Origin of the sequence: Flavobacterium sp. C4GT6, from assembly GCF_036347315.1 — a bacterium.
GTDB lineage: Bacteria > Bacteroidota > Bacteroidia > Flavobacteriales > Flavobacteriaceae > Flavobacterium.
Genome location: NZ_JAZGZU010000014.1, coordinates 22,892 through 34,776 on the forward strand (window position 1 = coordinate 22,892; position 11,885 = coordinate 34,776).

Annotated in this window: 11 protein-coding genes; all 11 read right to left on the minus strand. The window is 35.0% G+C overall.

The features are described from left to right. Positions 1 to 3 precede the first annotated feature (3 nt). Entirely contained in the window at positions 4 to 1,095 is a 1,092-nt protein-coding gene (locus tag V3Z67_RS14425) for a DUF1972 domain-containing protein (protein ID WP_330443979.1), read from the minus strand. 55 nt (positions 1,096 to 1,150) lie between these two features. Continuing rightward, on the minus strand, positions 1,151 to 2,293 hold the full coding sequence (locus tag V3Z67_RS14430) for a glycosyltransferase family 4 protein (protein WP_330443980.1): 1,143 nt from the start codon (positions 2,291 to 2,293) through the stop codon (positions 1,151 to 1,153). Next, positions 2,290 to 3,528: an O-antigen ligase family protein gene (locus tag V3Z67_RS14435; protein ID WP_330443981.1), complete on the minus strand. Its 1,239-nt coding sequence runs from the start codon at positions 3,526 to 3,528 to the stop codon at positions 2,290 to 2,292. Before V3Z67_RS14435 ends, V3Z67_RS14430 begins: the two co-directional genes overlap by 4 nt. A gap of 4 nt (positions 3,529 to 3,532) precedes the next feature. Next, complete coding sequence (locus tag V3Z67_RS14440) at positions 3,533 to 4,345, minus strand: glycosyltransferase family 2 protein (protein ID WP_330443982.1); 813 nt, start codon at positions 4,343 to 4,345, stop codon at positions 3,533 to 3,535. A 16-nt stretch (positions 4,346 to 4,361) separates the two neighbouring features. Next, positions 4,362 to 5,606 carry a flippase gene (locus V3Z67_RS14445; RefSeq protein ID WP_330443983.1) on the minus strand — a complete coding sequence of 415 codons (1,245 nt, stop codon included), beginning with the start codon at positions 5,604 to 5,606 and terminating at the stop codon, positions 4,362 to 4,364. Between the two features lie 38 nt (positions 5,607 to 5,644). Continuing rightward, entirely contained in the window at positions 5,645 to 7,480 is a 1,836-nt protein-coding gene (locus tag V3Z67_RS14450; RefSeq protein ID WP_330443984.1) for a glycosyltransferase family 39 protein, read from the minus strand. Between the two features lie 4 nt (positions 7,481 to 7,484). Next, positions 7,485 to 8,417, minus strand: a complete 933-nt coding sequence (locus tag V3Z67_RS14455) for a glycosyltransferase (RefSeq protein WP_330443985.1) — start codon at positions 8,415 to 8,417, stop codon at positions 7,485 to 7,487. A 5-nt stretch (positions 8,418 to 8,422) separates the two neighbouring features. After that, complete coding sequence (gene rfbD, locus V3Z67_RS14460) at positions 8,423 to 9,262, minus strand: dTDP-4-dehydrorhamnose reductase (RefSeq protein ID WP_330443986.1); 840 nt, start codon at positions 9,260 to 9,262, stop codon at positions 8,423 to 8,425. Next, entirely contained in the window at positions 9,256 to 9,807 is a 552-nt protein-coding gene (rfbC, locus tag V3Z67_RS14465; RefSeq protein WP_330443987.1) for a dTDP-4-dehydrorhamnose 3,5-epimerase, read from the minus strand. Before rfbC ends, rfbD begins: the two co-directional genes overlap by 7 nt. 79 nt (positions 9,808 to 9,886) lie before the next feature. Beyond that, positions 9,887 to 10,909 carry a dTDP-glucose 4,6-dehydratase gene (gene rfbB, locus V3Z67_RS14470; RefSeq protein WP_330443988.1) on the minus strand — a complete coding sequence of 341 codons (1,023 nt, stop codon included), beginning with the start codon at positions 10,907 to 10,909 and terminating at the stop codon, positions 9,887 to 9,889. Then, complete coding sequence (locus tag V3Z67_RS14475) at positions 10,902 to 11,882, minus strand: hypothetical protein (RefSeq protein WP_330443989.1); 981 nt, start codon at positions 11,880 to 11,882, stop codon at positions 10,902 to 10,904. The genes rfbB and V3Z67_RS14475 overlap by 8 nt, the downstream gene beginning before the upstream one ends. Positions 11,883 to 11,885 lie beyond the last annotated feature (3 nt).

Genomic DNA, 11,885 nt, shown 5'->3' on the forward strand with positions numbered 1-11,885 from the left:
TTATTATTTGGCAAGGCATTTTTCGAAGAAGTGAAGATAGTCCCCATTAATTTTTTCCCAATTAAAGTCGTCTATTATTGCTTTATAGTTGTTTTCGATGGCCTGCAAATTATCACTTTTTTTTAACGTATTAACAATATTTGCGACTTCTTGCGGGTTTGAGAAATAAAAAGCATTCTTTTTAAGAACTCCTTTATTAAAATCGTTGTTGTTTGCTATTATAAAAGCCTTAGATGCCATAGCTTCTAAAAGCGACGGATTAGTACCGCCAACAGAGTGCCCGTGAAAGTAAAGATTAGAGTAATACCTTAAATTATCCAGGTGATTTATATTATATATACCTCCCATAAAACGGATATGGCTGTAAGCTCCAAACTTGTTTTTTAAATAGGCTCCATATTTAGTTTCATGCTTACCAATAACCAGTATTGGGGTTTTGTTACCGCTTTGTACCACCCCATCAAGCACCATGTCTATGTTATTTTCGGGCTCAAAACGGGCCATCACCATATTATAATTGCCTTTCTCTACATTATATTCCTTAATCACCTCTTCATCAGGGTTTTCAAAAGGATATGCTCCATAGGCAATATATTCTGACTCTTTGTTGTATCGGTTTTTTAGTGATTTCTGTATACCCAGTGAGTCGGCCACTAAATAATCACTGCTAATGGCAGCCAGTCTTTCGGCAAACTTAAGGAACTGCCTTACCGGTGCCGAATATTTGGAACGTTTCCACTCCAAACCATCCATATTACTAATTATAATCGATTTTTTAGGTAACAGGAAAAACCATATGGAACTACTGGTATACCCCAGTTGAAGGATAATGTCGAAATTCCTTTTGCGGGAATCCATTATACAGTTGTAGTCATATATAAACTGTCCAAAAGTACCCATTTTATACTCCGGGTCATGTTTATGGATAATATGTGCTCCCTTAAACATTTTTTCCTGATACGGGTGATTGTGAGAATTATAAACATATACCTCATGACCTTTATCGGCCAGGTAAGCCGAAAAGTATTCTGCAAACTGTTCAAATCCCCCATAGTAATTGGGAACACCTCTTGTACCTAGTATGGCTACTTTCATTATCACTTTTTAAGGTTGGCAAATATAAGCCTTTCCGTTACGCTTTTCTAATTGTTTAGCTTTCAGCTTCCAATACGCTATTGATACCCTTAAGATAGTTTTGAAGCGAAAACTGTTGTTTAGCCCTGTTATAACCGCTTTCTCCAAATTCATTTTGCAGTTGCGGGTTATCCATAAGTTTAATAAGCGCATCTGCAAGGGCTTTATCATCTAACGGATTTACCAGATAACCTGTTTCATTATTCAGTACTATTTCCTTTAATCCGCCAAGGTTTGAAGCTACAAGCGGTTTTTTTGCCAGCATAGCCTCCAGCCCTACCAAACCAAAAGATTCTGCTTCTGTCGAAGGCATAAGGGCAATATCTGTAACATCCCAAATTTGCTTCAGGTTCTTAGTAAACGGCAGTATTGTTACCTTGTTTTCAAGACCTTCGTGTTTAATAATATCCCTTAGCTCTGTTTCATAATATTCCTGCCCCGGTACAGGAGAACCTACAAAAAACAACTTAGCATTACTTGTTTTTAAATACTTGGAAAATGCCGATACGGTCCATTTATGCCCTTTTAAACGGCTTATTCTTCCTACAAGTGTAATCACAATATCTTCCTGAGTGAAACCGAAATCGACTTTTGTAGCCACAGCACCTACCCTTTGTGACTCATCTAGGCCGTTGTAAACTACAACTGTTTTAGACTGAAGTGCCGATACTCTATGTAATAAATTATCTCTGGTAGCTAATGAATTGCATATAACCTTATGTGCTGTTTTGTTTAAAAGCCTTGGATAAGCTTCGGCAAAAATTTTAGGATGGACTATAATTTCATGTACATGCCATACATGTTTTATTTTTCTTTTACGGGCATAGAACATCCCTAATAAAACAGCCAGTGTATTAGAATAAATCAGGTCAAACCCATACTCGACATTTAATTTATCTAAAAGACTTACCCCTTTTTTTATGTCCTTAAAAAAACGATACAGGTTTTTTGGGGTGAACATTTTACGATAAACTTTTAATACCGGAGCTGTTACAACCTTAATATTATCTTTTTCAAGTTCCTGTTTTAAAGGACCTTCCCCGGGAACTACAACAACCGGATAAAACTTTGCCTTATCCATACTTTTAAGCAATAGGAGAAGCATTTTATCTGAGCCATATAATTCGGCCGACTGATGTATTACCAAAATGTTTTTCATGAAGCAACTTCCTTTCTTTCCTTTTCAGAAAAATACAGTAATCCCCCTAGCAGAAATACAATAATGTCCCTGTTATTATAAATACCGGTAATAGTGATAGTGGTTACAAAAAATATTAACCCGGTAGCCGATACCATTACCGAAACAAATGTTTTATCCCTGTAAAGAAACTTATACCATCTGCCAAGCATAAAAAGATAGATTAGCAGCCCTATAGTTCCTACTTTATAAAATATGTAAATATATCCGTTATGTAGTTCTGAAATATACCTTATTCCTTTTCTTTCTCCTGTAAGCGGAGCAAAAAACCTAAGGTTCACTAACGAGCCAAACCCTGTACCATAAACAAAACTACCGGGGTGTTCTGTCATTAAATGTACTGCTCTTCCTGCCTCATAAGCCCTCCAGTGATCCCATAATTTCCTGTGGTCGTCAAGATTTATATTGGTTTTATAAATCTCCTCGGGTGCTATTTTAACCTTATACAAAAACTGTTCGAAACCTTTTCCGTTCCTTCTTATATTTGCTGTATGCAAATAAGCATAAAAGAGCCCTATAAAAACAAAAAGCCCTACTATAATGCGCAAAGTTTTTTTGGTAATTATGGTATAACCAAAGACAGAAAGCCCCATAACTATAGCCAGTACTATCATGGTTCTTGAAAAATACAGCATACTGGAAATTGCCAAAACCAATAATGCCCCTACCACATAAATGATATTATTGAATAACTTTTCGTTTGTATACCTGCTGTAAAACAGCAAAACAAAAATGGAGAAAAGCTCCAGGAAATTATCTTTGGTAAACTCCCTTATCTCACTAATTGATCCTGTACCGGCAAGTACCTTAATAATCCCAAGGTGAATTATGGCCGAAATTACTCCGGCGATAACTATTGTTTTAAAAAACAGGTGTGCATTATCAATGCGGCGATAAAACAAATAGCCTATCAGCAATCCTGTTATAGGTTTAATATAATGCGATATATCTCTTATTACATCAAATAGCTGCGGCCTGTAAATAACAGCTCCCACAAAACCCAAAACAAACAGAAGAAAAAGAGGTTTTATCTGTTTAAGGAAAAAAACAGAAAATGCCGTTTTTTCCATAAACATAAAAACAGCAATAACAACAATTTGTACTACCAGATTAAGCTTAAATGAAGGCAGATATAACTGTAGTAACAGCAATACTATAAATAATGAGCTATAAAATTTTGCCGCGTTTATTTTCATTTGCCTAACCTATATTTAGCTTTAATTTAAGTTGTTTTACTATAGCATTTAATTGTAGTACAGCCAAGAGTCCTGCCTTTTTAACCCCGGTAAAATGCTTTTTTATAAATAACCTGTGTCCTTTTACCAGTAACGGATTTCGGGATTTGTCAAAACCTACAAAATGAATAAATTTATACTTAGGCATAAAAACCCTTTTATAACCTTTTTGTTCTATTTTTTTGCAAAAATCAACATCCTCCACATACATAAAGTAATCTTCGTCAAACCCTTTTATAGCAAAGTACACCACTTTAGGCATAATTATACACGAACCACTTAACCAGTCTATTTCATAAACTTCCTTAGTAAAGTTTCCTGTCCTGAATTCTTCCCCCATATTAAACATTCTCTTAAAGAGAAAAGTACTTTCAAAATCGGGAAATTTACCTACAGACGGCAGGTAATCTTTATTACCGTCCATCATTTTAATACCAGCTGCACCAACATCCTTATTGTTTTTTAAATAGGTAATTACAGGAGTAATATCATCCTGTAAAATAGTATCGTTATTAAACAATAACAGGTACTCCCCTCTTGAATGTTTAACAGCCTCATTATTCCCTTTTCCAAAACCGTGATTTATCCTGCTTTTTATAAGCACAATTTCAGGATAATGCTGCTCTATGTATGCACAACTGTCATCGGCAGAATTATTATCCAGCACAACAATTTCAAAAGAGATTCCTTTAATCCTGTCATATAAAGAATCAAAACAGTCCTTAATATATTTTAGTCCGTTGTAATTTACTATTATGACAGAAAGTTCAGGGTTCATCCGGTTGTTTTAATGTTTAAGCAAATGTATAAAAGCCAAGTCTCTTTTTCATATAAAAAAGACTTATCACATTTAACAGGGCATTAGTAATAACACTTGCTATTGCTGCTCCGTTTATTCCGTAAACAGGTATAAGCAGGTAATTAAGGGAAATATTTGCCAAAAAACAAACTACCGTTATGTTTCTAAACACTTTTTCATTACCCGTCATATTTAAAATCTGATCGGTATTACCACACATAGCACTAAATAAAATTCCGGCAGAAATTATAATAAGGGTACTTTGCCCTGCAATTGCCTCTTCTCCAAAAAAAGACAAAATATAACTGCTTAACCCTACTATACCGGCAACAATAGGCAGGGTAGTAAAAATAATAAGCCTTGTATATTTATGTATGTATTTTTTAAGCCCGGATAGGTCTCCTTTTCCATAAAGTTCGGCCATTTTAGGCATCATAATAATATTAACCGTAACAATAACAAGGAAGCCCAGTGTACCTATTTTATAAGCAATATTATAAATACCTACCTCATCCTCATCTACCATCATGCCCAGCATTATCAAATCGGTCCAGTTTAACAGGTACAGCATAAGGCCACTAAATAATAAAGGCCATGCCGTTTTAACAAGCGCCCCCGATGACAATGGTAAATCTGTTATTTTCGGCTTTATTTCAAAAACCATAAAAGCCTCTGTAACAACCACAATTAACATACTCACCGCAAAAGCGATAAAGGTATAATACTCGGGCATTTTTAAAGTGTAAAACAGGTAAAGGAAGCCCAGCAATAGCAGGTTAGGCAACCCAAACATGAAAACATTATATAGTTTGAATTTTTTAACCGATATAAAGAAAAATAAAAACAATTCGTGGAAAATAAACAATGGCAGTACAAGGCAAATCACCACAAAGTAATTGGAAAGCATATCGCTTTTAAATACAGTCTCTGATAAAAATTCGGCTCCGAAGAAAAAGAACATCACCGGTATTATCGAGAATATCAACGTGATTTTAAGTCCTTTTATAAGCAGTTTTTTTGCCTGTAAGTAAGTGTAGCTATTATTCCCTACAATTTTTACCAGTGCCGATGGTATGCCCAAAGCAAACACAAGGGCTGCTGCCTGCGCTATGGTAAATGCAAGGGAATAGTTACCGAAAATCCCAACGCTAAAAAGCCTTGAGATTAGCATTGTTACCAGAAATGAAGTACCCAACCCGAACAATCGGAAAATAAACCCGATGCCGGAAGTAGAAATCATTTTTTTAAAATTCACAGCCTCCATTTATACAACGTCTATTAATGACTTATATTTATTTTCTTATCGGTAAGTATATAGCTTTCTGTATTCTGTATCTTATCTGTTAGATATAAACCTATGGCATACTCTCCCTGTTCAAGGTTATTTTTATCTGTAGAAAACTCAAACCCTGAATAATTAAGATCCCTTTTATCGAAAAACTGACCCACATCAGGTCTTAAACGTTTACCTGCCGTAAATATAGCCGTATCTTTTTTTATTAAAACAACTCTGACTTTTGTATTCAAAGAAGCGGTATTTTCTAAAAATGCCCAACCGGATATCCTGATATTATTACCGAATATGTCAATATTCTCAACATTACACTTTAGTCTTCCGTTTTCTTTCGCTTTTAAATCGGCTATGGTAAGTTCCTGATTGCTCTCTTGCTGTTTTATCTGATAATTATTTGCCCAGCAATCAAAAAGCTTCACATCATCATGCAATATAAAATGCCTCTTTAAAAATGCCTCCTTGTCCGGAGAAAGATTATACTGCCTGCCATGGGCATCGGTATACCAAAAAGATTCAAGATGTAATGAATCCTTTTGCAGTTTACCTACATACTCTTCCAATGAAGCTTCCGCAATAGGGTAATGTAATTTATTGTTGTTTAAAAAATAATTATAATACCATTTAAGGCTGGTTATAACCTTTTGATTTTGGTTACTGTTGTTTGCAATGTAACTGGTTATTTCCCTAAACTGGGTTTTATTTATTCTTGTATAATAGTTGTTGAATGTAACCGTATTTATAACTGAAACAGCAGAAATAGCCAGTACAATACCATAACAGAAATAAGTGTTCTTTACTTTTGAAAGTGGTAAAGCTGCTAAAAGTATAATTGCCGGCAAGCTAAGTATAAAATACCTGCTTATCATTACCGATGGTGAGAGATATGATTTTATTAAAGGTAGTAAAACTGTTATTAACAGCCAGAATATAGGTACTATTATACTAAAAGAAGTACTTAACCCCATACTACCCTTTAGAGACTTTCTTTTTTTAAATAAAAAAGCTATACTAATTATTAACAGTAAAATTACGGTAAATAATATACGTTTTGAATATCCGAAAATTTCAAAAAAAATGAGATATACCGTATCATTTTGAGGATCTGGTATCCAAAATTCTTTAATACTTAAAACCTTAAGAAATATAGGTAGTAATGGTAATAAAAACAATAATATTAAAAAGCCTGCTATAAGTTGGTTTTTAAACAGCCTGCCTCTTTGCTCCCTGCCTGTCCAAAATAAGAGCAATAAAAAAATGAAACACTGAGCCATGACTGCAAATAGTCCAAAAAAATGAAAGTGTATCATTAATGCCGTAAACAGGGCATAATAAAAGGCATTTTTAAGATTTGGGGCCTCTGCAAGAAACATAAGCCTGTAAAAGGAGAGTATGGTAAACAGTTCAAAAAAAATATAAGGCCTTACCTCCTGAGAGTAATACAAATGAAAATAAGTTACACTTAATAAAAGGGCAGCTATTTCACCCGTACGTTTATTAAAAAGCTTTTGCCCTAAAAGATAAATGGCATAAATACACAGTACCCCTCCCATTGCCGAAAAAGCTCTTGCTACTAAAGTTGTGTATCCAAATACTTTAAAAACAAAATAAAGAAGGTAATAGTATAAAGGAGGTATTTGCTCGCTTGTGGTTACAGAAAGGTAAACGTTTCTGAAACTTTGCATTGGAGAAGCCTCATTCATAGAATGAATTTCATCCAGCCATACACTTTGTAAATCAAGTTTATAAAAGCCCAAAACTATCCCTGTAACTAAAGCTAATAGTAACAAAGGAGACTGTTTTATAAACCGAAGATGTTTCATTGATTTATTGGATATCATCTATATAATCTAGGTACTTTTTAGTGTTTGGGCTGTCGGTGTTTTTCCTGGAGCTTAACTGCAAAAGCAACACAATTAATGTTACCGAAAACAGCTGAACTATAATTCCCGATATTATTAATATTAAACTTGATGCCCACCCAGGAATAGCATTATCTGTAAATAGTTTTTGGAAAAGTATATAAATAACCCCTACAAAACATATCAGCATACCATATATGGAAAACTTAAGTATTCTTACTGAAATAGAATCAAAATAAACCGCTATAGAGCTTAAACCGTGCAAAACAAGGCTATTAAAATTCATTTTTGATGTACCCGAATACCTTTTACCTCTGTCAATAAGAATCTTATCATACGGTAGCCTTGAGTGCATTATAGCGCCCGAATAGTGGTTCCATATATTATTTAATGCAACTGTTTTTTTTAGGTATGCAGAAGGAATTGCACTGTAATTACCAAAACTTATTCGTTGTCCTGTTAATAATTTAAATAGTTTCTTGTAAAGAAAATATCCGGCTTTAAACAATTGTGATTCTTCCCTTTTTTTCCTTTCTGCAAAAACTATTGTATTACTTTCAGTGCATTTTTTTAAAAGTAAAGGGATGTCTTCGGGGCGATCTTCTCCGTCACTATCCAGTACAATAACCATGTCATAATCGTTAACCTCATTATAAACATATTGTAGCCCTACAGCAATAGCCCTTTGATGACCAACGTTCACCTTAAGATTAATGATTTTTACATTTTCTGAAAAAAGGACAGCATCTTCAGGAAAGGTTACCGATCCATCATTTACAATAACAATATTAAATATAAATTCACTGTGCGTGTTTTCAAGTTGTTTAATTTTATTAACTAAAACAGAACAACTTTGCCAGTCGTTATATAGAGGCGTAACACAGTAAATCTTTTGCATGCCTGTTACTTATATAGTTGTAAGGATTTTTCCCAGCTATTTATTTGTATATCAAATGTATATTTTATTTTACTTTTATCCAAAACACTATACTGCGGGCGTTTTACCGGTGTTGGATATGCTGATGTTGGAATAGGTTTTAAGTCTATAGTCACATTATTAGTCTCGAAAATCTGTTTGGCAAAGCCATACCAGCTGGTTTCCCCTTCATTACTGTAGTGATAAATGCCATAAGCCGCTTTACCACTTTCTATAATTTTTAGCACCGCTTCTGCCAAATCAACTGCATTAGTAGGAGTTCCTTTCTGATCATCAATAACGCCAAGCGAATCCCTTTCGGCAGCCAGTCTCAACATGGTTTTCATAAAGTTATTAGCAAACTGAGAGTACAACCATGAAGTTCTTACAATGTAATGTTCTTTGAGTGCCTTTTCAATTTCCTGTTCGCCCTGCCTTTTGGTAATCCCATACACCCCCTGCGGATTTGTACTATCCTCTTCGGTATAGGGTGTTGATTTTGTTCCGTCAAAAACAAAATCGGTAGAGATATGTATTAGCTTAACGCCTTCTGCGTTACAAACCTCAGCAAGGTTTTTAGCTCCGGTTACATTAACAGCATAAGCCTGTTCCTTATCGGTTTCGGCCTTATCAACAGCAGTATAAGCGGCTGCATTAATACAATAATCAGGCTTTACTTCTTTAAACAGCTTTTCAAGCACTGCTTTATTTGTAATATCACCCTCTTTACTATCGGCATAATAAAAAGAAAGCGAACTATGACTAGCCGCTATATGCTTAATACTTTGCCCTAACTGACCCGATGCTCCTGTAACTAATACTACCATATTGGTCTTGCATTTTTAAGGTTAGGAAGTATCGTATCCTTGTCTGATATAATCAGGTTCTCCGTTGGCAGTTGCCAGTCTATATTCAGTTCAGGGTCATTAAACAGTATTCCCCCTTCTGATTCCTTATTGTAAAAATTATCGCATTTGTAAAAAAACGATGCCGTTTCACTCAATACTATAAAACCGTGAGCAAAACCTCTGGGAACAAAAAGCTGTTTTTTATTTTCGGCAGTTAATAATACCGCTACATGCTCACCATAGGTAGCCGATCCCGGTCTTACATCTACAGCTACATCCAGTACCTCTCCTTCCAGTACCCTTACCAGTTTAGCCTGTGCGTGGTTGCCCGTTTGATAATGCAGCCCTCTTAGTACTCCTTTTGTGGAATACGACTGATTGTCCTGTACAAAGTGTACCTTTTGCCCGGTTTGTTCCTCAAAACGCGCTTCATTATAACTTTCCATAAAATAGCCCCTGTCGTCATAAAAAACATTAGGTTCTATTATAAAACATCCTTCAAGTTTTGTAGGTATTGCAGTCATTTATTTAATATATTTTGTTTAATATATGTATATCGTAATCCCTTTTAAAAAGGGATTACCCAAATTTAATTAATTGTTATTACTTTGATTTTGTGAGTTTATGCAAATACCAATTTATGGTCTTTACAATACCTGTTTCAAAATTCTCATCGGCTTTCCAGCCCAGTTCGTTCTCAATTTTTGTTGCATCAATAGCATAGCGCATATCATGCCCCGGCCTGTCTTTTACAAAAGTTATAAGCTCGTTATATTTACCCAATTCACGCGGCTGCATCTCATCCAGTAAATCACATATCTTATTGGCTATATACAGGTTGTTTCTTTCGTTTCTTCCGCCAATATTATAGGTTTCCCCTGCTACACCTTTTTTGTAAACCAGTTCTATCCCTTTACAGTGATCCAGTACATAAAGCCAGTCTCTTACATTTTCTCCGGTTCCATAAATAGGAATATTTTCGCCCGAAATGGCTTTTCTTATAATAGTTGGTATAAGTTTTTCCTGGTGTTGTTTCGGTCCGTAATTATTAGAACAGTTTGTTGTAACAACATTCATCCCATAGGTATGGAAATAACTTCTTACTACCATATCGCTGGATGCCTTTGAAGCACTGTAAGGACTATTTGGCGCATACGGCGTTTCTTCGGTAAACAAACCTTCCTTACCCAAAGTACCATATACCTCATCAGTAGAGATGTGATGGAAACGGCAGTCTTTGTATTCTTCCTTGTACTGATTTGGGGCATCCATCCAGTGTTTTCTGGCAACATCAATCAAAACAAAGGTTCCCATAACATTAGTTTGTATAAATGCCTCAGGCCCCGATATAGAATTGTCTACGTGTGATTCGGCAGCAAAATGAATCACCCCCCTAAAATCATATTCCTTAAACAATTGCTCTATAAGCTCCCTGTCACAAATATCCCCCTGTACAAATTTGTAATTTGGATTGTTTTCTGCCTCAGTAAGATTAGCTAAATCTCCGGCATAGGTAAGTTTATCTAAATTAACCAATAAAACATCATTATTGGTCTGTAAAAAATATTCAACAAAATTAGCACCTATAAATCCGGCACCTCCTGTTACTAGTATCGCTTTATTCATTTTCTCCTGTTACTGTACTCTGTCTTTTTTTAACCTGTCTTTTGTAAAATCCTATAAACCAAATTAAAACAGCAAATACTGCTACAAAAAACAATGGCATTATTATAGTCATTCTGCCTCTTGTAAATGAAGACTTTTCTATATTAAGTACTTTACTGCTGTCTTTAATTATTTTAGTGTAGTTTATCCTGTCCAGGCGGTTCATAGCCTGCTCATCTACTATTTCCTGTTTTTGGAGTATTACCTCATCCAATGCCATATCCTGATTAAAGAAAACAGCTGAGCCTCCACCCTTGCGGGTATAACTGTTTAACATACCGTCTATTTGCATTAAAAGCGTATCGGTTGCCGCAATTTTTATTTCAAGGTTTTTAACCCATTCTGCCTGAACAGTTTGGTAAAACTCATCATCATTCAAAAAGTTCATAAGAGCCTCAATAGTCTTATCATCTGCCGGAATACCCGAATTAAATGTAATTACATGATATTTATAATTCTTACCAACAACCGTTTCTTCCAGTATTTTAGAAATCTCTCCACTGTCAGACATTAATTTTAAAACCTCATACTTAATACGGTCGTCTCTCTTTACAAAAGAAAAAACATCAACTACAGGTTTTACCTCTATTTTGGTTATTGATTTAGGCTCCAGCCCTATACTTTGAAAAAAACCGTCATCACCCACTTTAGAGCTTAAATAATCTATTTTAGAGTACAGGTAATCCATACTCTTAAAGTTAGGTATTACAAACAGGTTATTTTCATAACTTGGTTTACTCTTTTCGTCTTTAAAGTAACCCCAAACACCACTACCTATTATTATAACCAGCAGGATAATAAAATATTTTTTTGCAAACAGTATCGCGTCAAAAAAGCGGTCGCCTGCTGCTGTAAAGTAACCCTTTACCTTACCCGATACATAATCAAAATCAATATCCCTATTATTAGGGTTTTTGTCTAACTGGTTTGCCATAGT

Coding starts and splice junctions, on each gene's coding strand:
- V3Z67_RS14425 (WP_330443979.1), bottom strand. CDS start 1,095: ATGAAAGTAGCCATACTAGGTACAAGAGGTGTTCCCAATTACTATGGG.
- V3Z67_RS14430 (WP_330443980.1), bottom strand. CDS start 2,293: ATGAAAAACATTTTGGTAATACATCAGTCGGCCGAATTATATGGCTCA.
- V3Z67_RS14435 (WP_330443981.1), bottom strand. CDS start 3,528: ATGAAAATAAACGCGGCAAAATTTTATAGCTCATTATTTATAGTATTG.
- V3Z67_RS14440 (WP_330443982.1), bottom strand. CDS start 4,345: ATGAACCCTGAACTTTCTGTCATAATAGTAAATTACAACGGACTAAAA.
- V3Z67_RS14445 (WP_330443983.1), bottom strand. CDS start 5,606: ATGATTTCTACTTCCGGCATCGGGTTTATTTTCCGATTGTTCGGGTTG.
- V3Z67_RS14450 (WP_330443984.1), bottom strand. CDS start 7,480: ATGAAACATCTTCGGTTTATAAAACAGTCTCCTTTGTTACTATTAGCT.
- V3Z67_RS14455 (WP_330443985.1), bottom strand. CDS start 8,417: ATGCAAAAGATTTACTGTGTTACGCCTCTATATAACGACTGGCAAAGT.
- rfbD (WP_330443986.1), bottom strand. CDS start 9,262: ATGGTAGTATTAGTTACAGGAGCATCGGGTCAGTTAGGGCAAAGTATT.
- rfbC (WP_330443987.1), bottom strand. CDS start 9,807: ATGACTGCAATACCTACAAAACTTGAAGGATGTTTTATAATAGAACCT.
- rfbB (WP_330443988.1), bottom strand. CDS start 10,909: ATGAATAAAGCGATACTAGTAACAGGAGGTGCCGGATTTATAGGTGCT.
- V3Z67_RS14475 (WP_330443989.1), bottom strand. CDS start 11,882: ATGGCAAACCAGTTAGACAAAAACCCTAATAATAGGGATATTGATTTT.